Raw genomic sequence first — 25,603 nt, 5'->3', positions numbered from 1 at the left:
CCGGATTGGTCAGCCCAGCCAGGCCCGGGCCATGAGGTGGGCGTCCTGGTAACTGGTTTTTTTGCGCACGGCCAGGGCCAGTTCCGTGCTCATTTCCAGTTTCCGGGCGGTCTGGCCCAGGATGGCGTCCCGCACCTGAGGGAGGTGCCGGTCCAGAAAACGGGCGTCGAACCCGTCCACCACCAGAGCCAGCCCTTCGGCAAAGAACGCGGTGCGTGCATAGGGCAGAAAACGCTCCAGCCCAAGGCGTTTGTGCCGCCGGGCATGCATGGCGTAGAAGAGCAGCTTGACCAGAAGGCGGTCAGGCGGCATCTTGTGATGCACTTCCAGCATGGTGGGGACGTCGCCATCCTTTTCCTCCACGCTTTTGGCCAGGGCCGTGGCCATGTCCATGGCGCGGCGTTCCTCCATGGGCGGGCAGGGGTACAGGCCGCTCATGCGCACCAGGGTGGCGCGCGGATTTTCCCGCAGCGGTACGGCCATGAGCGCGACGCGCATCATGTTGAGTTTGCGTTCCAGGTCGCGCAGCACCCCATCCCTGCGCACCTCGGCCAGGCGGCGCACCGTGGCGGAATCCAGCTGGGAAAAAATGGCCTCCAGCAGAAACCGCACCATGGGTTCCGTGGTGTGGGAAATTTCCTCATCCACGATGGAACGAAGTTTTTTGGCGTCCGCCAGCTTTTTGAGGGACAACCAATACGCGGCCAGGCCTTCCAAAGGCATTTCCAGGATGTCGAGCTGGGTCTGTGGCTTCATGGTGACGTTTTTCTGCCTGTGGTTGACCCGGTGGACTGCCGGGGGCATACCCTATCGGGCTGTTGAAGAATATCGGTCCGCAACACCCTACCGCACTTTTGTATGGAAACAAAGCCGCGGATGGGGTGGACGGAACCGGGACGTGATATCTTGCCAAGGAGAACCCCTTGATTGTTTTGCCGGAATTCGATCCCGTGGCCTGGCGCATCGGCCCGTTGGCGCTTCGTTGGTATGGGTTGGCCTATGCCGCCGGGTTTGCCGCGGCCTGGTTCTGGGGCCGGGCCAGGGCGCGACAGGCCTGGCGGGGCATGAGCGCGCCCCAGTTGGACGATCTGCTGACCTGGCTGATCCTCGGGTTGGTCCTGGGCGGTCGGCTGGGCTATGTGTTGTTCTACAATCTTCCGTATTATTGGGAACATCCGGAGGATATCATCAAGGTCTGGCACGGCGGCATGGCCTTCCACGGCGGGGTCGTGGGCGTGGCCCTGGTGATGTGGCTGTTTGCCCGGCGTCATGCATTGTCTCTTTTTACGGTGGCGGATTTTCTGGTACCGCTGGTGCCGCCCGGATTGTTCCTGGGGCGGCTGGCCAACTTCGTGAACGGTGAATTGTGGGGACGGGCCACGGATGTGCCCTGGGCCATGGTGTTTCCACATCCCGCGTCCGGCGGGCTGCCACGGCATCCATCGCAATTGTACGAAGCCGGACTGGAAGGGCTGGTGCTCGGCGGATTGCTGTGGTGGTATTCCCGGGTTTCCCGGCCCAGGGGACGTGTCACGGGCCTGTTTTTGGCGGGGTACGGCGTGGCCCGTTTTCTGGTGGAGTTTACCCGGCAGCCGGACGCGCAGCTCGGATTCGTGGCCTTTGACTGGTTGAGCATGGGCCAGGTGCTGTCCCTGCCCATGGTGCTGTTCGGCGGATGGCTGTTGCTTCGTCGCGTGCCGGAGGACCACTGATCGTGGCGGCACGGAACTGACTGCGGTTTGGGTCGGCTAGGGATCCCACGGAGCGTTCGGGATGCGCAGCACAAAAAGTTTGTTCCAGTTTTTGCCCGTCACGTAGAGATTTCGGCCGTCCCAGGCCGTGCCGTTGGCCACGCCCGCGTCGGGCCAGAGTAGCGGCCGCAAGGGGGAGAGATCCACCCAGGCCTGCACCTGCCCTGTGACAGGGTCGATCACGGCCAGCACGTCTTCGAACCAGATATTGGCCACCAATCGTCCGTTGACCCATTCCAGCTCGTTGAGTTGGCGCACTTCGTGGCCCTGATCGTGTACGGTCAGGCTTCCGGCGGGCTGGAGATCGTGCGGGCGCAAACGTTGCAGGGTGGCGCTCCCGTCACTGCGATAGAGAAGGTCCGGTCCTGCGGCCAGTCCCCAGGAATCGCCCGGCAGCCGCGCTTCCCCAATCCGCTCCAGCGAGGGAGCCTGCCAGAACAGCACCCTCCCGGAGCGCCAGGTCAATTGAAGCAGGCGTTGTCCGACAAGGGTCAGGCCTTCGCCGAACAGATCGTTGGGCAAGGCGCGGCGGCGGAGGAGCTTACCCGATGCCGCGTCCAGAACCCGCAGTTCGGATTCACCGTAGCGGCCTGTGGATTCATAGATTTTTCCGTCATGCATGCACAGCCCTTGTGTAAAGGCCAGGGGGTCATGCGGCAGGGCGTGCAGGATGCGGATGCCGAGCAGCGGCGTATCCTGCGGTGGGCGATACCCTCCCCCGGAAGCAAGTCCCGGAGTTGCCCAGCACAGCAGGCAAAAGAACAGCGGCCAGGCAAAGCGTTGAAGTACGGTGAACATGCCTGCTGTGGTACAGCAAGCCCGCGCAACGGGCAAATGCAAGAATTTGCCATAGCTAGCAATTTGAAATGTAAGATGATATCTGGCAATATGCCGAAAAAAGATGGCGGGACCACTCCATGGACCGGTGACGGGCGGCATGGTCCCGGGACAGCGTATGCTCTGCATCACAATGCCCGGGGGCGGAATGGCCGGGAGCGGAGCGGCTCGCGTCGAGAACAGGAGGATTCTATCCAATACCACGCTTTATATGACCCCCTTACCGGGCTGCCCAACCGGACACTGTGTATGGACCGCATCGATCATGCCCTGGCGCGTGTGGCGCGGTACGGCAACCGTGCAGGATTGTTGTGTCTGGACATCAATACGTTTCGATCCGTGAACGAATCGCTCGGCCTGGATGTCGGGGATCAGGTTCTGCGTGAGGCTGGGCAGCGGATTCAGTCCAGCCTGCGGGAAATGGACACGGCCGCACGCATGGGCGACGATGAGTTTGTGGTGGTGTTGCAGGATATTGAGGACGCGGATGAGGCGGTATCCGTGGGACAGCGCATCCGGAAGTCTCTGGGGCGGCCGTTTGCGGCCTGCGGCACCATTTGCCGGGAGCTGGTGGTCAGCATCGGCATCAGCGTCTGCCCGGAACACGGCACCACCGTGGACGCGTTGCTCAAAAAAGCGGACCAGGCCATGTACCGGGCCAAGCGGCACAAGCAGGGCGGTGTGGCCCTTTGGGAAGATTTACTGGTGGTTTGAGCCGTTGGTGCTATACGCAGACGGAAAGCGGCGCAGTGGGAGGGGATCCCGCTGCGCCGCTCTGTGTTGCGTATTGGTGCGGTGTGCGTCAGCTTTCGGCGGAGTGCTTTTTGCTGCGGCGTCCGGCTAGCCAGTCGCTCAGGGAGACCTTGAGTGAGCAGAGCACCGGAACCACCACCAGGGTCAGCACCGTGGCCACGCCCAATCCAAAGATCACGGCCACGGCCATGGATCCCCACCATTGGGAGGACTCGCCGCCCACCACCGCTTCCATGGAGAAGAAGTCGAAACTCACGCCCGTGGCCATGGGCAGCAGGCCGAGCACCGTGGTGATGGCCGTGAGGATCACGGGCCGGAAGCGGGTTTTGCCCGCGTGGAGCAGCGCCTCACGCACGCCCATGCCGCGGGCCATGAGTTGTTCGAAGTAGTCGATGAGCACGATGGCGTTGTTCACCACCACGCCCGCCAGACTGATGACGCCAACGCCCGTCATGATCACGCCAAAGGGCATGTTGCAGGCCAGCAGCCCCAGGAATACGCCGATCAGGGAGAGCATCACGGACGTAAGGATGATGAAGGGCGTGAGCACGGAGTTGAACTGGCTGACCAGTACCAGGAAGATGATGAACAGGCAGGCGACAAACGCCTTGCCCAGGAAGGCCTGGGCCTTGGCCTGTTCCTCCTGCTCGCCCGTGAAGGTGAACTCGTAGCCTCGGGGCAGGGGGTAGTCTGCCAGAATTTCCTTGATTTCTTTGAGCAGGTCGTTGGCCAGATAGCCGGTGGCGATATCCGCGGACACGGTGACCACGCGCTTCTGGTCGATGCGGTTGATGGTGCCGAGACCTGAGGAAATGCGCACCGTGGCCAGAGAGGTGAGCGGGATGGGGCGTCCCTCAGGCCCGGAAACCGTGATGCGTTTGACGCCCTCCACACTGGTGCGGTCCTTTTCGGGCAGCTTGGCCACGATGTCGTACTCGTCCTTCCCTTCCCGGTAGGTGCCTACTTTGGCGCCGTTGACCGCGGCCTTGACCGTGTAGGCCAGATTGTAGGCGCTTATACCCAAGAGAGCCGCCTTTTCCTTGTCCACGTCCACACGGATTTCCGGCTTGCTGGATACGAAGTCGTCCTTGAGGTCGATCAGACCGGGCAGATCCCGGATGCGTTTGCGAACCTCCTCGGCGATGCGGCCCAGTTCGTCCATGTCGTCGCCCGAAATTTCCAGGTTGATGGGTTTGCCGGTGGGCGGGCCTTCCTGTTCCTGTTCCACGCGGATCTCCGCGCCTTTGATCATGGCGGTGAGGCGGTCGCGGATTTCATCAGCCACCTCGGGCGATGGCCGTGAACGGTCGTGGAAATCCTTGAAGTCCAGAGCAACGGACGAGAGGTGCGAGTTGCCCCCGCCCGAAGAACTCAGCCCGCCGCCCGCTTCAGTGCCTACGTTGGCGATGACGAAGCGGATGTTCGGATATTCGAGGGCCACTTGCTCCACCTTGCGGGTCAATTCGTCCGAGGCGTCCAGGTTGGTGCCGATGGGGGATTTGATGTTTACATAGACCACTTTGGGGTCGGTTTCCGGAAAAAATTCCACGCCGCGCCCGAACATGCCGAAGGCCATGATGGACCCGACGAACAAGAGCAGACTGGCGGCCATGACCTTGAAGCGATTATCCAGCGCCCAGGCCAGTACCTTGCTGTATCGGTCGCGGATCCGGTTCACCACCCGGTCCACAAGCCCGGGGCGTGCTTCCTGCTCTTTGGTTTTGGCGGTTTGCCACAGGGCGGAAAAGACCGGGTTCACCACCAGGGCCACGAGCAGGGAGGCAAACAGGGAGATGATTACGGTCTTGGGCAGAAAGGACATGAATTCGCCCATGATGCCGGGCCAGAAGATCATGGGAAAGAACGCGCCCACCGTGGTCAGGGTGGAGGTGATCACGGGCCAGGCCACCTGGTCCGTTCCAATGGCCGCGGCTTCCTCGCGGGACTTGCCCTGCTGCATGTGCCGGTAGATGTTTTCCACGATCACGATGCCGTTGTCCACGAGCATGCCCAGGGCCAGGGTCAGGGAAAAGAGCACCACCATGTTCAGGGTGATGCCAAAGGCCTGAAGCAGGATAAAGGTGATGAGCATGGACAGGGGAATGGCCACGGAAACGAACAGGGCCGAGCGGCCGCCGATGAAGACCAGAACAACGGCCAGCACCAGTATCAGGCCGGTCAGGATGTTGTTTTCCAGGTCGCGGACCATGTTCCGGATGTCCGTGGATTTGTCGCCCGTGAGGTCCACGCGCAAATCCGGGGGAAATTGGGGGCGTATCTCGTCCAGCACCACCTTGACCGCGTCGATGACCTCCACGATGTTGGCGCCGGTGCGTTTTTTGACCTGGAGCGTGACGGACTGCTGGCCGTTGATACGGCTGATGGTGGACGGATCTTTGTAGTGGTCGCGGATGGTGGCGATGTCCCGCAGATATACGGGCTTGCCGTCACGCACAAAGGCTACGATACTGTTGATTTCGTTTGGATTTTCATATTCCTCGGGAACGCGTACCAGGTACTTTTGGCGACCGATGTCCATGGAGCCGCCGGGCATGTTCACGTTGGCGTCCTGCACCGCGTTGAGCAGCTCCTGAAAAGGCATGTTGTAAAAGGCCACGCGGTCCAGGTCCACTTCCACATGGATTTCCCGTTCCAGGCCGCCCACCAGTTCCACGTCCAACACCCCTTCCACGCCTTCCATGCGGTCTTCGAAGTCCTCGGCAAAGACCTTGAGGCGTTTCAGGGAGAAGGGACCGGAAATGACCACATTGAGGATGGGGAAGTCCGAAAAGTTTTTTTCCTCAATGATGGGATCGTCGGGCAGATCCGCTGGCAGGTCGGGCTTGGCCTGGTCCACTTTGTCGCGCACCTTTTGCAGGGCGTCGTCGATGTCCACGTCGGGAGTGAATTCGATGGCGATGGCGGAGATGCCGTCGTCCGACACGGAGGTAATTTCCTCCACGTCGGACAGCCCCTTGAGCTTGCGTTCCAGGGGCATGGTCACCAGGGTTTCCATGTCCTCGGGGGCCACACCCTCGTAGGCGGTGGTCACGAAGACATACGGAATAGTGATGTCCGGCGAGGACTCCCGAGGCAGGGAAAGGTAGCTGGTAAGGCCGGCCACGATCATGAATACCACGAGCACCATGACGGCGGGCCGGCGGGCCAGGGCGGCCTTATTGATGATCATTCCGAGCCTCCGGCGGTGGCGGCGTGTTGTTCCGGCGTACTCAGGATACGACTTTCCGGGTCAGCGCCGTTCGGATCAACTTCGGAGAGGTCCGCACCCGGCAGGGCGTCGCCCACGGGCTGGGCCTCCACGGACACCCCTTCCTCCACTGCATCCTGGCCGCTGACGATGAGCTGTTCGCCCAGCTTCAGCCCATGCAGAATCTGCGCGCGGTCGCCGTCGATGAATCCGATTTCAATGGCCCGGGAACGGGCCACGCCGTTTTCCTCCACAAAGAGGATGCGTTCCCCGCCTTTGTCCACAATGGCAAACAGAGGAGCGGAAACCGCATCCTTTACCACGCGGCGTTCCAGGCGCACCCGGGCCAGCATGCCCGGCCGGATGCGGCTGTCGTCGTTGTCCACCACGACGCGGGTACGGAAGGTCTTGGTGCTTTCATCGGCTTTGTAGGCGACGAAATCCACCTCCCCGTCCCACACCTCGTTGGGATAGGCGTCCACGGTGACTTTTACCCGCTGGCCCACATGCAGGTAGCGCACGTCCAGTTCCGGTACGTTCACATAGATGCGGATGCGGGAAATATTCACCAGTTCGGCCACAGCCTGGCCGGTGTTCAGATATTCCCCGGGGTCCACGGCCAGGTCGTTGACGCGGCCTGAAATGGGCGAGGCCACCAAGCCCTGATCATAGTAAACCTGGGCCTGGGTCAGGTCCGACGTGGCGGACTCCAGATCCGTGTTGGCCTGATCCAGCTCTTCCTGGGACAACAGGTTCTTGGCGCGCAGCTGTTTGCGCCGTTTGGCCTGTTTTACGGCCAGTTCATATGCGGAGCGGGCCTTGGCAAGGTCGGCCTCGGCTTTGTCCATGTCTATTTTAGCGATGATTTCGCCCTGGCGCACACTGTCGCCTTCGGTGGGACCGACCCACTCCACGCGCCCGCCCCGTTCCGCGCTGACCGTCACGTCATGCTGCGGTTCCGTGGCTCCGGGCAGGGTGAGGACGTCACGCAGGGTCACGGGCCGCACCTCGGTGACGAGTACGGAAACCGCGCGGCTGGACGGCGGCGGGGTCGATTCCGCCTGGGCCTGTGCCGTGGCGTCGGGCTGGTCATCACCGCAGGCGCTGAGGAGCAGGGCGGCAAACAGGCAGAGCAGGAGAGCAGGCCAGGTGCGTGACGCACGGTTAGGCGGTGAATGAAAATGGAACATGCGGTCTCCTTATTCCTTGGGCGGCTGTTGTTGGTGACGCAGATCGCGCAGCGCGGCCAGACTGAACCGGGTGACGTGGTCGGCGAGCTGTTCCCGGAATCCCGTCATGGGGGGATGGTCCTGATGCACTACGGATACGATGGGCCAGCACAGAGCGTGATGGGTCATCATACCGTAGATGGAAATACAGCATTGCCGGATGGTTTCCTCGTCGTGGCCGGATCCGAGGATTTCCCGGATAAGGCTGCGTAGGTACAGGCTTTCCGGCAGAAAGTGATCTTTGATGAGTTGTTCCCATTGGGAGCTGGGATGCGCCAGCTCCATGTGGAACAGCGAATCGAGCAGGCCGCCGTCATCGCTGAGCGAGGAATCACCGTAAATGTCCCGGATGGACTCCAGGATGAACGCGGCAAGCCGTTCTTCGGCGGGCAGATCCGGGTCAATGCGCTGGTCCACGGGGGTGGCGCATTCAGCGAACATGGTTTTGAGCACGGCGTCGTAGAGGCTTTGCTTGTCGCCGAAGTGATAGTTCACGGCCGCGATGTTGGCCTCGGCCAATTGGCAGATTTCCCGAATCGTGGCCGCGAGAAAGCCTTTTTCGGAAAAGACCTTGGCTCCGGCCTGGAGCAGCCGTTCCTTGGTTCCCTGTTGTGCATGTGAATGGGTCATTGTCTCCCCTTTGGCGGGTGGATGACAGGTCGTCCTGTTTTGCTTTGTGCAAAAAGAGAGTTGGCGGATCGTTGCGGAAACAAATCGGTCCTTGTACGCCGCATCAGCATGGGGCTTTGGACGCTGGTTGCGCTTCACGTTGGCTGAATGCGCGGATGTCGTGGTGTTCCGCCTTGGGACCACGCAGCAAATACGCAATGCCGCCAAGCCGGACGGGCCGACAATGGGGACGTGTGTCCAACATTATCTGTTGCGCGTGCTGTTTCTGCCTGGATTTTTTAATAAAAAAGTAAAACAAACATTTGATTGAAACCGTTTCCCAGGAGGTATTTCAGGTTTGCGATAGCGTGTCAAGCCACTAGCAGCGAACCTGTGCAGGAAAGGCTGGGAAAGGAGGTGGAAAACAAGCCGTGCTTCCCTTGGGAGGAAACACGGCGGAAAAGGGTAGTGTGTAGTGTGGTTAGATGCTGAGCAGGGCCGCTTCCACGGCATCGATGATGTCGCCGGGGGTGGATGCGCCCGCGGTCAGCCCGATGCGCGCGCAGGTCCGCAATTCCTCAAGGGGAAGCTCTTCCGGGGTTTCCACATGCACGCAGCGTGCGCCCTTGGCCTCGCATACCTGCACGAGCCGACGGGTGTTGCCGCTGATGCGTCCGCCCACAACCACCATGCAGTCCACGTCCATGGCGATGTGCATGGCCTCTTCCTGGCGCAGCTTGGTGGCGTCGCAGATGGTTTGCAGCACCACCACGTCCAGGTTTGGATCGGCTTGCATAGCGTTCATGAGTTCATCAAAAATTTCTCGGTCCTGCGTGGTCTGAGCCGCCAGCACATAGGGGCGGGACGGATCCAGGTGTTCCGGGTCCAGTTCTTCGGGGCTGCCGAATACTATGGCGTCGTCACCGGCGTAGGAGAGCAGGCCTTTGACTTCGGGATGTTCGGCTTCGCCATAGAGCAGCAGGGTGCGTCCCTGGTCGCTGTGTTTGGCGATGAGGGTCTGGGCTTTTTTTACCCGGGGGCAGGTGGCGTCCAGGATGGTCACGCCCCGTTTCCGCAGGCGATCCTCCACATGGCGCGGAATGCCGTGGGCGCGGATCACACAATGCGCGCCACGGGGGACGTCCTCGGGGGTGTCCGCGGTGAACACGCCCTGTTTTTCGTAGCGGGCCAGCACCTGGGGGTTGTGGATGATGGGACCCAGGGTGCGCACGTCGCGTCCCTCGCCGTTTTCCTGCATCAGCCGGTTCAATTTGTTCAGGGCCATGTCAACGCCCATGCAGAACCCGGCGGTCTCAGCGCGAATCACTTCCATGTGGACAACTCCTTGCCTGTTGCAGTGCAAGGCGATACCCCGCCGGGCCGTGTTTGGCAACCGTGGTCATGGTCAGGAAAACCAGCCTCGTCGTTGACCGGGCTTCAGGCCGGGTGTACATCCTCCCCATTCCCCTCTGTAAGGAGCGTTCATGACGAGGAAGAGGAAGAAAAATATTGGATACCTGAGTGTTGCGCTTCAGCGTCGTGTTTGGTGGCGTGCGGTTTCACTCGTATTGATCGGTGTACTGTGGTTTCCTGTGGGCGGACACTGCGGTGAAGACACCGGACAGGCCGTGTCCGCCATGCCGGAGCCATTGGATTTTGCCGTGGTCCTGCCTGGGTCTCCCCTGGGGCGGGAGGCGGCGCGGGACGTGGTCAATCGGTTGGCCGTGTTCATGGCCAACGCTACCGGCCGTCCGGTGCGGGGCGGATTCAGCAATCAACCTGAGGAAGCGGCCCGGATGATTCGGGAGCAGTCCCCTTGCTGGGGCGTTGTTTCACTTGGGTTTTATCTGGAGCATGCCCGGGAACTGGACATGACGCCTGTGGGATCCACCCGACCGGGAGGCGCATCCGGGGATGTCTGGCGCGTCTTGGTGCCGGCGGGCGCTTCGGACGAGTCAATCAGCGGAGACTACCACGGCAGCATGTTTTATACTCCCCGGAGCGCGGGATGTCTGCTCCTGGAAGGACGGCACGGCGGCATTGTGGGATTGCATGGCAACAGTTCTCCCGTGCTGGTCCTGCGGCAATGGGAGGAACAGGGACCGTCGGGCGTGGTATTGGATCGTTTGCAATATCAGGCCGTGCAGGCCTTGCCTCTGCGCGACTCCCTGTTGGACCGGTTCGAGGTGTCGTTTTCGGTGGACGGGCTTCCTGCATCGCCGGTGGTCTGGTTCGGTGCGGGCGCGGACAGCCCGGATGCAGGACGGGTCATGGCCGGGTTGCGTTCGTTGCACAAAGCCGCAACAAGGGACGCGGCCGATGACTCCAGCAAGAGAACCCGTCTGGGGGATGTTTTGGACGCGCTGCGGACCCGGGGCTTTGGTCCGCCGGATCCCGCATTGCCGGGGTTGTTGCGGCGTTGCGGACCCCAGTAGTCGGGGTTATTGCAGGGGCGTTTTCGACGAGTCAGATTCCTGCCTTGCATCCGGAGCCGAATCCGACGACTGTGCGGGCTGCTCCGGGGTGGAACCCGTGGGTGCGGCCTTCAGCAGGGCGTGAACGCAATGTTCCAGCACCGGGTTCCAGGCCTTGGAGAGGGCGTCCAAGGCGTTGGAATATTCCCGACCCATGCGCCAAAGTTTTATGAACAAACCCGGATGCCGCACGATGCGGCGAAACAGGGACCATCCCCCGCCGCCCGAACAGGCTGCCAATACTTCGGGGGACACGGGGCGTTCCACGCTGTCGCCCAGAGCGCGCAACGCCAGGAACGGACGGTGAGATTCCAACGCGGCCAGGGCCGCGCCCGCGCTTTCCGTGTCCAGCGCCGCGGCACCTGTTTCCGCGTTCCAGTGTGTGCGATCCTCCTGGCCGAAGAGAGGCGGCGGGGCCGTGAGCAGGGGACGCACATGCACGGTCAGCTTTTTGGCTTCCAGGGTTTTGACCAGCGCATTGTCGGGCTGTATGTCCGGGGTGCGGTCGGCATCGCCCTGATCCGCGTGCGGGATGGGCATAGGGTGTGCATCGTGCAGCAGCAGAACATCGCGGGTCAGCAGGAGATGGCCGCTCTGGGCTTCCCTGTCCATGCCGCTGGCCGCGCCAACGCAGAGGAGCATGTCCGCGCCTTGGCTGATGAGTTGCCGCGCTGCCGCAAGGGCGCGTTCCGGCCCGGGTCCGCATTGCAGGCAGACCACACGGGCCTCGGCTGTGGAGCAGTCGAAACGGGGAAACGGTTCTCCGGCTTCGGCTTTTGCTTTACGGCAAACGGCTTTGGTCTCCGCCTCCAGGGCGGTGACGACTCCGATAAAGGGAATGGACTCATGGGACATGGTGGTTCCTTGGTTCCTGCGACGTTGGTATTCGAGGCGGTTGCCATGGTACGTCAGTGTGGATGTTTTCTGCTGTACCAGATTCGGAAGACGAAGAAAACCGGAAGGAACAATTCATGAAATTGTGACTGCGCATGGACATTTTGTTCGGCACGTTTTAGAGTGAGAGCTGATGCTGGAAATTTCCCGGCCGGGCATGGGACTTGTCTGCACCCTGTCGGTGATCGGTCCCGGAGCGCTGAAGCAGCGCCCAGTTTCTTTCTGTTCGGACGTTTGGTTGAGGACGGAAGCAATGCCATATTTCCTAAAGCATTATTTTGATCCGGATTTTGATTACATGCGCCTGCATCCTCGCCAGCGCGAAGATGGGTCCGTGGATCATTTCGATCTCAGTTACGTGCAGAATGTGGTGCAGGGCCAGGTACTGGCCGAAATGCAGGATTTGAGCGAAGAAGAGGCGGCCGAGGCCGAATCTCGGTTCGTTTTGCTGGAACCCCGCTTCCCGGCAGGGCGCAACACCGAGCTGGATCCGGATAATTCCCGGCGTATGGTGGCGGCGTGCAGCGGGTACGTATTTTACGAACAGGGCCGTATTACGGTAAAGCGCATCCTCAACGTGCGGCGCGACGTGGATTTCCATACCGGCAATATTCCATATGTCGGGGATATGGTGGTTCACGGGGCGGTTCGTTCCGGGTTCCGCGTGCGGGCCGCGGGTCTGCGGGTCAAGGGCAACATCGAAGGAGCCTCGGTGGGGGCCATTCGGTCCATTGTCTGTGAATCCGGGGTCAAGGGCGGGTACAACGCCTTTATCGACGCAGGGGATAGTTTCCGTTGCGGATTCTGCGAGGGCGCCACCATCCGCACCGGGGCCAACGTGCTGGTGGAAGGGGCGTGCATGCACAGCCGGGTATTTGCCGGAGGCAAGCTGGCCGTGAAAGGACGCCTCACCGGATGTGAAGTGTACTGCTTTGAATACGCGTATGTGGGAGAGCAGCTCGGGGGTGGCATGAACGCCGAAACCTCCATTCTGGCCGGGTATGATCCCATGCTGCTCTATGCTGATCGGCAACTTAACGAACGCATCGCCAAGCTGCATGAACAGATTCGGCTCTGCGAGGCGCATTTGGGCAAGAACGAGGCCAAGGACCAGGAATTGCGCGAGGCCCGAACCGAGCTGCGCAAGAAACTCGCCTTGTTGCAACGGCGCAAAACCAAGCTCTGGGAGCGGATTCACGCTACCGGAATGCTGGAACGCTGCCGGATCATCGTTCCGGGTACGGTCAAGCCCGGGGTGGAGATCAGCATCGGCCCTGCCTATCGGAAAGTGGATGACTTTATGGAGAATGTCCGATTCTACTACAAGGATCGGGAGATTCTGATCGCTTCACCCGCAATAGAGAAATAATATTATATGGATATCGCGACGTTAATCGGTTTGCTCGGCGGATTCGGGCTGATCATCACCACCATCATTCTGGGCGGCAACGCCGGGGGGTTCGTAGACGTCCCCTCCGTCGTGGTGGTCATCGGCGGTACCTTTGCCGCCACCTTCGTCATGTTTCCTCTGGGGACCATCATCGGGACCGTCAAGGTCGCCATGAAGACATTGTTCTTCAAAAACCCGGACCCGCATCAGATTATCCGAAAGATCATCGAACTGGCCGAGACCGCCCGGCGTGAAAGCCTAGTGGCCCTGGAGAAAGTCAGCGTCGATGATCCCTTCATGAAAAAGGGCGTCATGCTCGTGGCCGACGGCACCGAGGAAGCGCTTGTCCGCTCCGTTATGGAGACGGAAATCAAATTCATGAAACAGCGCCATATGCAGGGCCAGGGCGTGTTCAAAGGCATGGGCACCATGGCTCCGGCCTTCGGCATGATCGGTACGCTCATCGGCCTAGTGAACATGCTGCAGAACCTTTCGGATCCGGCATCCATCGGTCCGGCCATGGCCGTGGCCCTGTTGACCACGTTTTACGGTGCGGTGCTGGCCAACGTAGTGTTTTTGCCTCTGTCCACCAAGCTCGAAGGCCGAAGCGCCGAGGACCAGTTGTATATGGAAATCATGCTGGAAGGGGTGGTGTCCATTCAACGGGGCGACCATCCCTCCATCGTCAAGGAAAAACTCATGGCCTTCCTGAGTCCGGCCATGCGTGAATCCTCCAGCTAGGGGCGGCCATGGCCAAAAAGGTCATCATCGTAAAAAAGCCCGCAGAAGAAGGGCCGCACGACCCAGGGCTGCCGCCCTGGATGGCCACGTTTGCGGACATGGTCACCCTGCTGCTGTGCTTTTTCGTGCTGCTGCTTTCCTTTGCCGAGCAGGACGTGCAAAAGTTCCGCGACGTACTCGGCTCCCTGCGCGATGCGTTCGGCGTGGCTGTTGTTCGTACCAAGTCGTCGGAACTGGCCCTGGAAACCACAAGTTCCACGGAAGTGAACTCCGCCCCCACCAGCACGTCCGAGCAGATTCTCAACGGCGTGGTGGTGCGTATCCGGTCCATTTTGGAAAAAACCCCGGAATTGAAACGAGCCAGCGGCGTACGGGTGGACCGCGAGGGCGTGTTGCTGGACGTGCAAAGCGGCGCACTGTTCGATCCCGGGTCCGCGACATTGTCGCCCGAGGCGAAACAAGCGCTGGACGCCGTGATTCTGGTACTCAAGGAGTACCCCCTCAATCTGGTGGTGCGCGGCCATACCGACGACCGGCCCGTGAGCACGGGACGCTATCCTTCCAATTGGGAACTTTCCGCGGCGCGGGCGGCCAATGCCCTGGCTTACATCCTGGAGGTAGGCGGCATTCCCGTGAACCGGGTCAAGGCCGTGGGATACGCGCACACCCGGCCCGTGGCTTCCAATGCCACCCCCGAGGGACGGCTCAAAAATCAGCGGGTGGAATTTCATTTCCACCAACCGGAAAAGGATCAATGGTAGTCCCATGCCCGAAGAAGATGTGATCATCATCGAACAGGTGGAAGACCCGCCCCCACGGGAGGAGGGACTGCCGCCGTGGATGGCCACGTTTGCGGACATGGTCACCCTGTTGTTGTGTTTCTTCGTGCTGCTGCTGTCGTTCACCAACCAGGACATCAACAACTTCCAAATGCTCATGGGCGCCATGTCCGACGCATTCGGCGTGCAAAAGGAACGCAGCGACGCCCGCGAGATTCCGTATGCGGATACTTCGCGGCAGTTCAAGCGGCAGGTCGAAAGTGAAAACGACATCAAGCAGCTTGCCGCTTCGCTCAAGAAGTTTATTCAGGACGAAAGTCTCACCGGCGAGGCATCCCTCAGTGTGGACAATACCGGCGTCATGTTGCGGGTGGGCAACAAGGCCATGTTCCGCCCTGGTTCCTCGGATTTGATGCCCGAATCCATCAGTGTGTTGGTGGAGGTCATCAAGTTGCTCAATTCCACGCCGTTTAATCTCATCGTGCGGGGGCACACCGACGGCGAGGATCTCAATGAACAATTGTTCGATACCAATTGGGAGCTGTCCGCGACCCGGGCTGCGGCCTGTCTTCGGTTCATCCTGGAGCATTCCAGCGTGTCGCCCCAGCGGCTCAAGGCCGTGGGACTGGCCGGGTCCAAGCCGCTGGTACCCAGCACCACGGCCGCAAACAAGGCTCTGAACCGTCGGGTGGAGTTTTACTTTCAGGCACCGGGAGCCGAAAACTGGTAACCGGCGGCAAACTTCGCAAGGGGGAATGCATGAAATCCATTGAATGGAGCCCCGACCTGGAAACCGGCATCGGCCTGCTCGATGCACAGCACATGAATCTGGTACGGCTGATCAATGACTTGGGACAGGCCATTGAAGAAGGCCGCGGCAAAACGGTCATTGATGACGTCATGGAGCAGCTCAAGCTGTATTCCTCGTACCATTTTACCAGTGAAGAACGCCTGCTTCGCAAGCATGACTATCCCGAGCTTGACGAGCACCACCGCGAGCACGAGGAATTCGTGGACGAAGTGGAGGATTTTTCTTTGGATCTGCGCACCGGGGAACCCGATGTCTGCGTGAATTTGCATGAGTATCTGCGGCAGTGGTTCGTGCTGCATGTGCAGGAAACCGACATGCGTTACGCGCAATTCTTGCGGCGAAAAGGGGAAGCCTGACCGGGACGCACGAGTTTTTTGCCCTGCAATGGTCTGATTCAAGGCGCAAGGCACATGTCGTGCTTGTGCCTTTTTTCTTTATCTCGGTGTGGTTTGCATGGTTGTTCAAGAGCGGAATTCAATAAAAACAAAATGTTGTGCTCCTCGTCCCTGTCGATTCAATGGCTCGTGAAATAAAGAATTAATGCAGCTTGCTTGACCTGTTCCGGATGCGGAGTAGTTTTTTGGGGTACACAGAGATCGACACAGGGGGCATTTATGAGCGTTGAATTGTTGTTTACTGAACTTGTCATGCTGTTTTGCGCGGTGGTGCTGTTTTTTCGGGCCAGCCGCGTGGTCGTCTCGCTGGTGGCGGCGCTGCGTGAGCGCATGCACCGGACCGAGTGCGATTTTGGGCATGGCGATTTTTATTGTTTCTTCCACTCCCGCGCATTGACCGGGAGATAGGTCATTCTTCCCGGCCCATGAACAGGGACCGGAAAGCGTCCGGGCAGGAGCGGCCCGGGGCGACATTCCACGCTTCTTCCTCTTCTCCATACGCGAACCCCCTGAGCCGATGTTCGGTTCAGGGGGTTCCTGCGTATTGCGTGGTACCGGGATTTCTTTTCCCGGTCGGGACGCGATTATTTTTTCTTTGCGATCTTGGCCCAGGTATCCCGCAGGGTGGCGGTGCGGTTGAACACGGGCGCCCCTGCGGCGTGGTCCTTGCTATCCGAGCAGAAATAGCCCAGGCGTTCGAACTGGCAGAGCCACCCCGGTTCCACGGTGCCGAGATAGGGTTCCAGCCGGGCTTGCACTTCCTTTAGCGAATCGGGGTTCAGGTGTTCCTTGAAGTCCCGCTCCTTATCCCCGGCAGGGTTTTCCACGTTGAAGAGTTTGTCGTAGAGGCGGACTTTGGCCGGAACCGCGTGGGCCGCACTGACCCAGTGCAGCGTCCCTTTGACTTTGCGGCCGTCCTCGGACCAGCCGCCCCGGGTTTTGGGATCGTAGGTGCAACGGATTTCCGTGATGTTGCCGTTTTCGTCCTTTTCCACACCCGTGCAGGTCACGTAGTAGGCATAGCGTAGGCGTACTTCGCGGCCCGGAGCCAGGCGGAAGAATTTCTTGGGCGGCTCTTCCATGAAGTCGGCGCGTTCAATGTACAGTTCCCGGGTGAAGGGGACGCTGCGGGTACCCATGGACTCATCTTCGGGATGCAGCGGCATCTCAAAGGTGTCAGTCTCGTCCTCGGAGTAATTCTCAATGACCAGCTTTACCGGATCGAGCACGCCCATGAGCCGGGGCGCGTGGGCGTTGAGATCCTCGCGCACGCAATGCTCCAGCAGGGCAAAATCCACGGTGGAGTTGGATTTTGCCACGCCGATGCGCTCGCAGAAATCGCGCAGGGAGCGCGGGGTGTAGCCCCGGCGGCGCATGCCGGAGATTGTGGGCAGCCGCGGATCGTCCCAGCCGGAAACGTGTCCCTCTTCCACCAGTTGGATGAGTTTGCGTTTGGAGAGCACGGTATAGGTAAGGTTCAGGCGGGCGAACTCATACTGGTAGGGCCGTTGCGGAAATTCTCCCACGGTGTCCAGAACCCAGTCGTATAGCTCCCGGTTGTTTTCAAACTCCAGGGTGCAGATGGAGTGGGTGATGCCTTCCAGGGCATCGGACAGGCAGTGGGTGAAATCGTACATGGGATAAATGCACCATTTGTCCCCGGTGCGGTGGTGATGCGCGCGCTTGATGCGGTAGAGCGCGGGGTCGCGCATGAGCACGTTGGGCGAGGCCATGTCGATTTTGGCGCGCAGGACTTTGGAACCGTCCTCAAACTCGCCGTCGCGCATGCGTCGGAACAGGTCCAGGTTTTCTTCGGGGCTGCGGTCGCGCCAGGGCGAGGGCTTGCCGGGCTGGGTCAGGGTGCCGCGATATTCGCGGATCTCTTCGGCCGAGAGGTCGTCAACATAGGCTTTGCCCATGTGGATGAGCTTTTCCGCGAACGCATAGAGTTGATCGAAATAATTGGAGGCGAAGCAGCGGCGGTCTTCCCAGTCGTAGCCGAGCCAGCGCACGTCTTCCTGAATGGAATCCACGTACTCCTGTTCTTCCTTGCTCGGATTGGTGTCGTCAAACCGCAGGTTGCATTGGCCGTCGTATTCCTGGGCAAGACCAAAGTTCAGGCAGATGGACTTGGCGTGCCCGATGTGCAGGTAACCGTTCGGCTCGGGCGGAAAGCGCGTGTGAACGCGGCCTTCATAGCGGTTGTCGGCCATGTGGCTGTCGATGATGGTGCGGATGAAGTCCTTGCCGACCCGGGCTTCGTTGTTCCCGGTGTCTTTGGGGGTGCTCATGGTGTTGCCTCGTTGTGGGATGGTTTGCCGATTCGGGCGGCGTGCCGAAAAAAAACGGCATGGCCCGGCGGTTGGCGGAAAATACGGAAAATGCGCGTCCGGGTCAAATGGAGCGGAACATCCCATGCGATTGCATGGCGGGGAAAATGTGGTGTGAACCGTGTTTCCATAACGAAGCCAGGGGGTACAGGCTACCGGTTATAGCGGCTCCAGTGGCCCGAAAAATCAGGAGAAGAACATTGAGACCCCTTTTCATTTCCCGGGGAATGGTGTATGCCCTCAAGGGCACGAACCGACGATGCCTTCATACAAGCGGACGCTTGCGCCACCACCTGCAACACTACTGGAAGCGATGAACGTATTCGGCCTATTCTCCAGCTGCCAAGTTTTGGTCTACCCGGAAAAGTGCGGGGAATGCCGGACCATGCGGGTCCGAAATGTTCTGCCCGTACTTTTTTTTGTGTTGCTCGTTGGCTTGGGTACAAGCTTCGGTTTTTTGCTGGATACCTATTTCGATCATCAGAAATTGCAGGTTCGATACGAGACATTGGAACACGACCGGCTGGAGCAGCGGTTGGATATCCTCTTTCAGGCCCGAAAGCTTTCCGGCCTGCAGCTGGACTATGACCGGATCGACGATTTTTGCCGCAAACTCATGGTCATGACCAACATGTCCGGTCCGCGTCCGGACTGGGACGATTTTACGGGCAGCGGCGGGCCGCTCATCAACAGCATGACCTTGTCGCCGTATGATACGCGGACCCTGGTTCGCAACATGCAAGGGGCCGTGGTGGCACTGAACCGGGACGTGTTGGACAGTGAAGTGCTTCAGCAGCTCATTCTCAAGCAGGTGCGCGAAAACAAGCAGCTCCTGGACTCCACGCCGTCGGTCTGGCCTGTGAAGGGCCGCATCACCTCCGGGTTCGGCATGCGCCAGCATCCCTTTGACAAAACCTACAAATTTCACCGTGGTCTGGATATCGTGCCTCCGGGCGGACGCGGCACCCCCATCCATGCCCCGGCCAACGGCGTGGTCGTTTTTGCCGGGCGTGACGGCGGCTACGGCCTGAGCCTGCTCATCCGCCACAAAAACAACATCACCACCCGCTACGGCCATCTCAAGGCCATGGCAGTGAAGCGCGGTCAAAAGGTGCGTCGCGACGACGTGATCGCCTATGTCGGCAACACCGGCCGCAGCACCGGACCCCACCTGCACTATGAAGTGCTGCTGGCGGGCAAGCCCCAGAATCCGCGTCGATACATCCTGAATTAGTCCTGCTTGCCTGCGCATGCCCGGTTTGTGCCGCCGTGGTCCCATGTTTGTTTGGATCAGGGGGGTACGGCGTGCTGGCATGAACGCCTTGACCCGAGTGCCTGATGCCCTGCGGCAGAAAATGAACGCATCGCCCGTAATGGCGCGGTGCGTTTTTTCGTTTGAATCTGCAATGGCCTCGGAACGCAGGCGCCGTCTTTTCTCGCGTCACGGTGGGCCTGGGGCAGGGCGTTGCCGGGCTTGGTCGCGTGTCAGGGTGGCGATGCCGCGGTCAGGGCATTTCGAGATGGAGCGGGGGGATGAACGATCGGGAAAGGCTCCCGGACGCGGAAGGCCCGGAGCACAACACGACCGTCAGATGCCGAATTCGCGTGTGAGCAATCCCCGGACTTTTTGAATAATCCGCTGAATTAGGGCGGAGCGCTGTCCCTGGATCTCCAGTCGTCCAAAATATTGGCGTTCCGTGGGACACGGCGAAATCGGCTCCAGAACCACCCGATAGGCCGAACCCTGGAGGATCAGCCGTCCTTTCGGTCCTTGCCTCGCGGGAACATCCCCGCCATGGACGGAGGCAAAAGCCGCAGTCTCGAGTACCGTGGCTGCGGTGGCGTCAATGGACCGAATCACGCAGTCAACCGGGCGCGATTCCGGGCGATAGGGATACAGCCGGGCCGATCCCCCCGGGGAGATGCGGCTCAATTCCAGTTCGTCCACATAGGCCACAATGCGTTGTCGTGTGGTATCCAGCACGGTTCCCAGGTACGTGCCTTCCGCCACAAAAATGCCGGTTCGCCAAGCCTGGGCCGGCAGCTCCAGCCGGCCGGAAAGCGGGGCGCGGATATCGGCCTTTTCACGGCGTTGCAGCAGACCGTCCAGGTTGGCGCGTTGTTCCCGGGATTCGGCTTCCCGGGTCAGGCGTTGGCGCAGCATGGTTTGGTCCATGCTCAACAATTCGGACATGTGCCGTGTGGAGGATTCGCGTATTTCGGCCACGCGGATGTGTTGTTCCAGTTCTGGGGAATGCACGCGAAAAAGGGCGTCTCCTTTGTGAACCATGCGGGTGGGGACCGGCTCTTGCGCGGGAACCCTGGTGAGCACCCCGTCGAATGGGGCGTGCAGGTGCGCTGTTTGTGCTGCCGTGAGCATTGCACGCGTGGCAATCGTGGTATTCCAGGGCCAGCAAAGGACCAAAAGTACCACTGCCAGGAAAACGCTGCCGCGAATCATCGGGCGAAAGCCCAACTCCTGCCGTCGTTTCCAGATGCGCCGAATTTCGCGTAGCAAAGGCGCTCCGAGCGAACTCCACAATTGATGCACCGCAAGAAAAACGCCCAACGCTTTGAACGCCAGGGCATAGACCAGGGCCGCAATACTCAGGGCCAGGGTCAACCGGTAAATGCGAGTACACACGGCATGGACCAGGACAACGGATTGGGTGGGACCGGGCAGTCGTTCCGGGGGGGCATCCCCAGCACCGGTAAGCCATTCTGAAACATGCCAGTGCAGGAGTGCCTGCCCTCGCTCCATGAGGTTATCCACGCCCAGCAGGTCACTGAGCAGGTAGTATCCGTCAAAGCGCATCAGCGGGTTTAGGTTCACGGCCAGAGACATGATCCAGCTGGTTACAGCCAGCACAAAGCAGATGTCCCGTAAGGGACCGGGATCCAGCAACAACCAGGCAAATCCTGCCACTGCCGCCAGGAGCAGTTCCGCGGCAATGCCGGCACCGTCGATAATCAGGCGTTGCCGCGAGTCGTTCAGCTTCCAGGATTGATTGACGTTGGTATAGAGCACCGGCCAGAGCAGTAAAACAGCCACGCCCATGCTCGTGACCCGCAGGCCGAAGCGTTTGGCGGCCAATCCGTGGGCCAGTTCATGAAAGATCTTTGCGCCGAACAGGGAAACAAGCGAGAGCAACGCGCCTCGGCTGTTGAGAAATTCCGGCACGGTGGCGAGAAACATGTCCCACTGGCGCAAGAGCAGAAAAAGGCTCAGGAAGGTGAACCCCAGGGCGATCAGGGCGAATCCCGGGGTAAAGAGAACACCGGTGCGCTGTGCCAGAGAGGAGAGAAAGGCGTCGGGTTGGAACAAATGGATACGGAAAAACAAGTACGTGCGCAGCAGGTGGCGCAGGCCGCGTTTTGCCGCCTGGACGCGCAAAAAACGGGGAATGGCTCTGTCCGGGGTGTCGCGTAGCAGATTGTTGCGGGAGAGGAATTCCCGCAATTCCAGGACATGTGTTTCTGTCACGGGGGTGGCCTGGGTGTGGGCCTGCTCGGCCACAGTGGCCACTGGGCCGGGCCGCCAGCTTCGCAGAATTTCCACCTCCCGCGTTCCCACGCGGAAAAAACGATTGGCCGCGGGGTCATGCAGGGTCCAGGTGGGCTGTCCCCACAGCGAAGCCGGACCTGGTTGGATTTCAAGATCAAGGCGAAGAGGCGGAACCATCTCCGGCCCGGCAAGAGCGGCCTGGCTCATGAACTCATACTCCGAGCCAACGCCGCACAGCCGCATAGGGCCGCCGCAGCAGGTAGTATAACAGGGAGACCCGCTCTCCACGCACCAATGCCAGTCCGCGCATGCCGATGCGGGGGCGTTGGGTTTCATCCTCGAATCGGGCGCGCACGCGGTAGCTGAGTACGCCCAGGGGCGAAGTCTCGGCGGTGAACGCGGCATAGTGCAGGGTCGCGGGGACAGGCTCTTCCGGGGCAATGTTCAGGAATACCGTGACTGGCGTGTCCGAGCGCAACTCCCCGGCTTCCTCTACAGGAAGCCAGATGCGCGCCGCACTGTCGTGTTCCGCGCTGATTTCCATGAGCCGCTGGCCAACCTGTACGGGCAATCCCACCAATTCGTCCGGGTCCGTGAAAATGGCCATGCCGTCCTGGGGAGCCGGGATTTCCGTGCGTTGGAGCAATTCCTCGATGTGCCGGAGCTGCTCGCGACGTTCCGCCACAGCGGCGCGGGTCAGGGTGAGCCGCCATTTGCTGTCCGGGTCGGAAAGCGCGGATTGGGAAACCTGCCGATATTCTGCCTGGGCGGTTTCCAGTGCTTTGCGGGTCACGAGCAGGCGCGAAAGCAGATCGCGGTCGTCCAGGCGCAGCAGGGGTTGCCCCTTGTGCACGGTTTGGTTCGGGCGAACCAGCACCTCGTCGATGACGCCGTTGAGGGGCGAGCGCAGCACGGCCGGAGCGCGGGCCACCACTTCGCAGTCTCCCACGGACGTGAGTGGAACGCGGATCAGGAGCAGCAGGGCCAGGAGGGATGCGGCCATGAGCAGAAGAAATGTTCGTTTGCGCAGCAGCCTGCCGACGCGGGATTTCCAGGGCAGCCCATGGGAAGCGAACGAACCGAGGGTGTAGGCGTAGATCTCGGCCAGATGCTTGGCCAGAGTCGATTCCTCGTCGCGAAAGGGCGTGTCCCGTGTGAGCAGCAACGTGCCTTGATTCTCAAACCGTGGATGATGCAGGGGCAGGTGCAGCACATGCGCCGGAAACCAGTCCGCCCATTCCTCACGCAGGGAATCGGGCAGGGAGGCCGGGTCGATGAGACCCCCCTCGGGTTGAGCGGTTTCCAGGTGTGCGGCCAGGCGGCGCACCCAGAGCAGCAGGGGGGCGCGCGGGTCTGGTGCCGGGAGGTCCGAAACCGCTGTGACCCGCCCTGTTCCGGGATCGCAGAGCAGAGCCTGTCGATAAGGCAGGATCAGGGACGTGTCGTTGACCACATGATAGCGCGCCTCCATGAGCGTGGCGGCTCGCTGAACCTGCGCCTGAAGCGAGAGCAGGGTGCTCAGACCGCGGACTTGCTGTTCCAGATCAGCCATGGCGCTACAGGGGCGGCTCGAATCGGGCGGTACCGCTCATGCCGGGCAAAAGGCCGGGTGTGGCGGTTACCTGCGCGCGGATTTTGACCGTCTGACTGACGGGGTCCACATAGGGGGCCACGGAATCCACAGTGGCAGCCACGGTATCCCCGGTTTCCTCAATATGCAGCTGGAAGGGAAGTCCGGGTTGCAGCCAGCGCAGCCATTGGGAAGGCACGATGCATTCGGCTTCGAGCCGGGAAGGGTTCACCAGGGTCATGAGTGGTTCGCCGGGAGTGACGCGTTGGTAGCGCTTGACCGCAAGGCTGGCCACTCGGCCGGAAAAGGGAGCGGTTTCTCGGCAATACAGCAAATGCGCACGGCGCACCGCCACTTCGGCTTCAGCGATTTTCACCTCGGCTCGGCTGAGGTCCACTTCCACGGTGCTTACGGAATTGAGACGGCTGAGTTCCTCATTGGCTTTGAGTTTGGTCCGTGCGGCTGAAAATCCGGCCTGGGCGCGCTGCAATTCGGCTTGTCTGTCCGCGCAGTCGAACCGTACCAGCAGATCCCCTTTCTTAAAGGAATCACCTTCGCGCAGCGGCAAGTCGCGGATGCGCGCAGGAATGCCTGCGGCGAGCGGGGCTTCCTGCAAGGCCGTAAGCTGGACTCGCACGGAAAACCGAGCCTCGGCAGCGGAGTCCGCACTTTGCGGGGAGGAAACCACGTGCGGCCGGGCGTCGGGATCCAGAGCCGCATCAGCAACGGCCTGACTTGTGGAGAACACGAGCCAGAGCGCAGCCAGAGTCAAAAGCAGTGGCAAACGGGGCATCAAAGGCTGGCCTCATCCGTGGGAGCCGAGACCTGGCCGGAATCCCACAGGTTCATGGTCTGCCCGATTTGCCGTACAAGGATGGTGGCGTCCTTGACCGTGAGTTCCCGGGGCAGCACATCCACCCCCAGCGAAACCAAAATGCGGTTATAGGCGTTTTGCGCTTCGGCAAAACTGCGGTACCGCTCCATTTCCGAGAAAAGCGCCGTGACCCGGCTCCGAATAGTCTCCACCTGGCTTTGTGTGTTCACCAGGGCTTGATTGGAAACGATCTGCGCAATGCGCTGTTCCACCCTGTTGATTTGGGTGGCCATGTCGTAATCGCGCACGATGCGTTCGTATTGGCGCACGGCCACGTTCACCTGGGTGACCACGGCCATATGCACGGAGAGCAGGCGCATGCGTTCCAGTTCATGCTTGCTTTCGGCCTGGGCGATGCGGTCTGGCGCGGTGAACAAATCCACGAGGTTGCCCGTGACCTGGGCGCTCAGTTCCTGCCAGGCGTTATCCGAAAGGAACGAGTTGGAATCGTATTTCTGCGAGGCCCGGAAGCTGAGACCCGGCAGGGTCTGCAACATGGAGCGGGTGATCTCGTTTTTGCTGATGCGCACCTGATACATGGACTCGCGCAGCTCCGGCCGCTGATCCAGGGCAATGTCCACCAGCTCGTCCACGCTCTTGGAAAGTTTGGGGGGGCGCTGGACCTCTTGCTCATCGGCCAAAAGCTGCAATTGCAGGGACGGACTCATGCCCATGAGGGAGCAGAGTTCCACCTGGGCTTCGTCCAACTCGTTTTGCAGGGATTCAAGCTGGCGCACCACCTCCAGCAAGGACCGCTGGAATGTGAGGCTTTGCAGGGGCGGACGCAGGCGCATTTCTTCCACAGTGCGGGCGTCTTCCAGGGCGGTGCGGGCCTGGGCGAGCACTTCTGCCACGCGGGGGCGGAAGATTTGTGCGCTGGCCGCACGCCAATAGGCGGCGCGAACTTGTTCCACCAGTTGCTGCTGGGCTTTGCGGCGCAGCTCGGCTCGAATGTATTCTTTGTCCGATTCCTGACGAGCCTGATAAAAGCTCATGCCGAAATCGAGCAGGTTCCAGGCCAGGGAAAGGTCCATGGTCAAACGATTGCGGTCCTGGGAGGTGGACGGCTCCAAGGACTGGGTTCGGGTTTCCACGGACTCGCTGCTGGAGGCGCTCTCGGGCCAGCGGCTGTGGGCGCCGCCGTCGAAATCCACGCTGGGCAGCATTTCCAGGGTAGCCAGATCGTATTGCTGATGTGCGATATCCTCTTCCATGGCCTGAATCCGATAGTCCAGGTTGTGAACCAGGGCCAGGGCCACGGCCTCCGGCAGCGTCAGGGGATGATCGGGTTTGGGCTGGAGTTGGTCGAGCTGTTCCCAGTTTCTGGTCAGAATTTCCTGACGTTCTTCCTGGGAAAGCGGTTGGGTACGGGCTGAACAGCCCGCCAGCAGCATCACGCAAAGGAGCAGGAGCAGCCAGTGTCGGAACAATGTTTTTTTCATGATGCGCATCG

At 60.6% G+C, this 25,603-nt stretch carries 23 protein-coding genes; 11 read left to right on the top strand and 12 right to left on the bottom strand.

Annotated elements, in window-relative coordinates; translation table 11 throughout:
- Positions 1 to 9: 9 nt before the first annotated feature.
- Positions 10 to 756 carry a hypothetical protein gene (locus B5D49_RS01705; RefSeq protein WP_078715911.1) on the bottom strand — a complete coding sequence of 249 codons (747 nt, stop codon included), beginning with the start codon at positions 754 to 756 and terminating at the stop codon, positions 10 to 12.
- A 167-nt stretch (positions 757 to 923) separates the two neighbouring features.
- On the opposite strand from B5D49_RS01705, the gene lgt reads away from it, so the two are divergent.
- Positions 924 to 1,712: a prolipoprotein diacylglyceryl transferase gene (gene lgt / locus B5D49_RS01700; protein WP_078715910.1), complete on the top strand. Its 789-nt coding sequence runs from the start codon at positions 924 to 926 to the stop codon at positions 1,710 to 1,712.
- Between the two features lie 36 nt (positions 1,713 to 1,748).
- Here lgt and B5D49_RS01695 read toward each other — a convergent pair whose 3' ends face one another.
- Positions 1,749 to 2,549, bottom strand: a complete 801-nt coding sequence (locus tag B5D49_RS01695) for a glutaminyl-peptide cyclotransferase (protein WP_159447101.1) — start codon at positions 2,547 to 2,549, stop codon at positions 1,749 to 1,751.
- 90 nt (positions 2,550 to 2,639) lie between these two features.
- Here B5D49_RS01695 and B5D49_RS01690 point away from each other — a divergent pair, with 90 nt between their 5' ends.
- Positions 2,640 to 3,302 carry a GGDEF domain-containing protein gene (locus tag B5D49_RS01690; RefSeq protein ID WP_159447100.1) on the top strand — a complete coding sequence of 221 codons (663 nt, stop codon included), beginning with the start codon at positions 2,640 to 2,642 and terminating at the stop codon, positions 3,300 to 3,302.
- 88 nt (positions 3,303 to 3,390) lie between these two features.
- Here the strand turns inward: B5D49_RS01690 and B5D49_RS01685 are convergent, their stop codons facing one another.
- The 3 genes from B5D49_RS01685 to B5D49_RS01675 are packed head-to-tail and all read right to left on the bottom strand — an operon-like array spanning position 3,391 to position 8,408.
- A complete protein-coding gene (locus tag B5D49_RS01685) occupies positions 3,391 to 6,531 on the bottom strand; it encodes an efflux RND transporter permease subunit (RefSeq protein ID WP_078715908.1) in 3,141 nt (1,046 codons plus the stop codon).
- Positions 6,528 to 7,739: an efflux RND transporter periplasmic adaptor subunit gene (locus B5D49_RS01680; RefSeq protein ID WP_078715907.1), complete on the bottom strand. Its 1,212-nt coding sequence runs from the start codon at positions 7,737 to 7,739 to the stop codon at positions 6,528 to 6,530. The genes B5D49_RS01685 and B5D49_RS01680 overlap by 4 nt, the downstream gene beginning before the upstream one ends.
- Before the next feature lie 9 nt (positions 7,740 to 7,748).
- On the bottom strand, positions 7,749 to 8,408 hold the full coding sequence (locus B5D49_RS01675; RefSeq protein ID WP_078715906.1) for a TetR/AcrR family transcriptional regulator: 660 nt from the start codon (positions 8,406 to 8,408) through the stop codon (positions 7,749 to 7,751).
- Between the two features lie 91 nt (positions 8,409 to 8,499).
- Between B5D49_RS01675 and B5D49_RS14690 the strand changes: the two genes are divergently transcribed.
- Entirely contained in the window at positions 8,500 to 8,718 is a 219-nt protein-coding gene (locus B5D49_RS14690) for a hypothetical protein (protein ID WP_144019047.1), read from the top strand.
- A gap of 150 nt (positions 8,719 to 8,868) precedes the next feature.
- Here B5D49_RS14690 and ispH read toward each other — a convergent pair whose 3' ends face one another.
- Positions 8,869 to 9,720, bottom strand: coding sequence for a 4-hydroxy-3-methylbut-2-enyl diphosphate reductase (gene ispH, locus B5D49_RS01670; protein WP_078715905.1), 852 nt, complete (start codon positions 9,718 to 9,720; stop codon positions 8,869 to 8,871).
- Between the two features lie 151 nt (positions 9,721 to 9,871).
- Between ispH and B5D49_RS01665 the strand changes: the two genes are divergently transcribed.
- Positions 9,872 to 10,822: a hypothetical protein gene (locus tag B5D49_RS01665; protein WP_078715904.1), complete on the top strand. Its 951-nt coding sequence runs from the start codon at positions 9,872 to 9,874 to the stop codon at positions 10,820 to 10,822.
- 6 nt (positions 10,823 to 10,828) lie between these two features.
- Here B5D49_RS01665 and B5D49_RS01660 read toward each other — a convergent pair whose 3' ends face one another.
- Positions 10,829 to 11,716 (bottom strand): phosphorylase family protein, encoded by an 888-nt coding sequence (locus B5D49_RS01660; protein ID WP_078715903.1) that lies wholly within the window; start codon positions 11,714 to 11,716, stop codon positions 10,829 to 10,831.
- Between the two features lie 292 nt (positions 11,717 to 12,008).
- On the opposite strand from B5D49_RS01660, the gene B5D49_RS01655 reads away from it, so the two are divergent.
- From B5D49_RS01655 to B5D49_RS01630, 6 genes are all read left to right on the top strand, one after another.
- A complete protein-coding gene (locus tag B5D49_RS01655; RefSeq protein WP_078716038.1) occupies positions 12,009 to 13,124 on the top strand; it encodes a FapA family protein in 1,116 nt (371 codons plus the stop codon).
- Positions 13,125 to 13,130: 6 nt separating this feature from the next.
- Complete coding sequence (locus B5D49_RS01650) at positions 13,131 to 13,886, top strand: motility protein A (RefSeq protein ID WP_078715902.1); 756 nt, start codon at positions 13,131 to 13,133, stop codon at positions 13,884 to 13,886.
- Positions 13,887 to 13,894: 8 nt separating this feature from the next.
- Positions 13,895 to 14,647, top strand: a complete 753-nt coding sequence (locus tag B5D49_RS01645; protein WP_078715901.1) for an OmpA/MotB family protein — start codon at positions 13,895 to 13,897, stop codon at positions 14,645 to 14,647.
- A gap of 4 nt (positions 14,648 to 14,651) precedes the next feature.
- On the top strand, positions 14,652 to 15,395 hold the full coding sequence (locus B5D49_RS01640) for a flagellar motor protein MotB (protein WP_078715900.1): 744 nt from the start codon (positions 14,652 to 14,654) through the stop codon (positions 15,393 to 15,395).
- A 29-nt stretch (positions 15,396 to 15,424) separates the two neighbouring features.
- Positions 15,425 to 15,832, top strand: coding sequence for a bacteriohemerythrin (locus tag B5D49_RS01635; RefSeq protein WP_078715899.1), 408 nt, complete (start codon positions 15,425 to 15,427; stop codon positions 15,830 to 15,832).
- Positions 15,833 to 16,090: 258 nt separating this feature from the next.
- Positions 16,091 to 16,279 (top strand): hypothetical protein, encoded by a 189-nt coding sequence (locus tag B5D49_RS01630; protein ID WP_078715898.1) that lies wholly within the window; start codon positions 16,091 to 16,093, stop codon positions 16,277 to 16,279.
- Positions 16,280 to 16,455: 176 nt separating this feature from the next.
- Here B5D49_RS01630 and B5D49_RS01625 read toward each other — a convergent pair whose 3' ends face one another.
- Positions 16,456 to 18,162: a glutamine--tRNA ligase/YqeY domain fusion protein gene (locus B5D49_RS01625; RefSeq protein WP_078715897.1), complete on the bottom strand. Its 1,707-nt coding sequence runs from the start codon at positions 18,160 to 18,162 to the stop codon at positions 16,456 to 16,458.
- Positions 18,163 to 18,586: 424 nt separating this feature from the next.
- Between B5D49_RS01625 and B5D49_RS01620 the strand changes: the two genes are divergently transcribed.
- Entirely contained in the window at positions 18,587 to 19,435 is an 849-nt protein-coding gene (locus B5D49_RS01620) for a M23 family metallopeptidase (RefSeq protein WP_159447099.1), read from the top strand.
- Between the two features lie 354 nt (positions 19,436 to 19,789).
- Here the strand turns inward: B5D49_RS01620 and B5D49_RS01615 are convergent, their stop codons facing one another.
- Genes B5D49_RS01615 through B5D49_RS01600 form a run of 4 tightly spaced genes read right to left on the bottom strand, consistent with a single transcriptional unit; the run spans position 19,790 to position 25,601 of the window.
- Complete coding sequence (locus B5D49_RS01615) at positions 19,790 to 21,913, bottom strand: HlyD family efflux transporter periplasmic adaptor subunit (RefSeq protein WP_144019046.1); 2,124 nt, start codon at positions 21,911 to 21,913, stop codon at positions 19,790 to 19,792.
- A gap of 4 nt (positions 21,914 to 21,917) precedes the next feature.
- Positions 21,918 to 23,258: an efflux RND transporter periplasmic adaptor subunit gene (locus tag B5D49_RS01610; protein ID WP_078715894.1), complete on the bottom strand. Its 1,341-nt coding sequence runs from the start codon at positions 23,256 to 23,258 to the stop codon at positions 21,918 to 21,920.
- 4 nt (positions 23,259 to 23,262) lie between these two features.
- On the bottom strand, positions 23,263 to 24,069 hold the full coding sequence (locus tag B5D49_RS01605; RefSeq protein ID WP_078715893.1) for an efflux RND transporter periplasmic adaptor subunit: 807 nt from the start codon (positions 24,067 to 24,069) through the stop codon (positions 23,263 to 23,265).
- Positions 24,069 to 25,601, bottom strand: coding sequence for a TolC family protein (locus B5D49_RS01600; protein WP_078715892.1), 1,533 nt, complete (start codon positions 25,599 to 25,601; stop codon positions 24,069 to 24,071). Before B5D49_RS01600 ends, B5D49_RS01605 begins: the two co-directional genes overlap by 1 nt.
- Positions 25,602 to 25,603 lie beyond the last annotated feature (2 nt).

The sequence above is a fragment of the Paucidesulfovibrio gracilis DSM 16080 genome (genome assembly GCF_900167125.1).
In the GTDB taxonomy this organism is placed as follows: Bacteria; Desulfobacterota; Desulfovibrionia; order Desulfovibrionales; family Desulfovibrionaceae; genus Paucidesulfovibrio; species Paucidesulfovibrio gracilis.
This window is presented reverse-complemented; position numbering and strand designations above follow the sequence as displayed.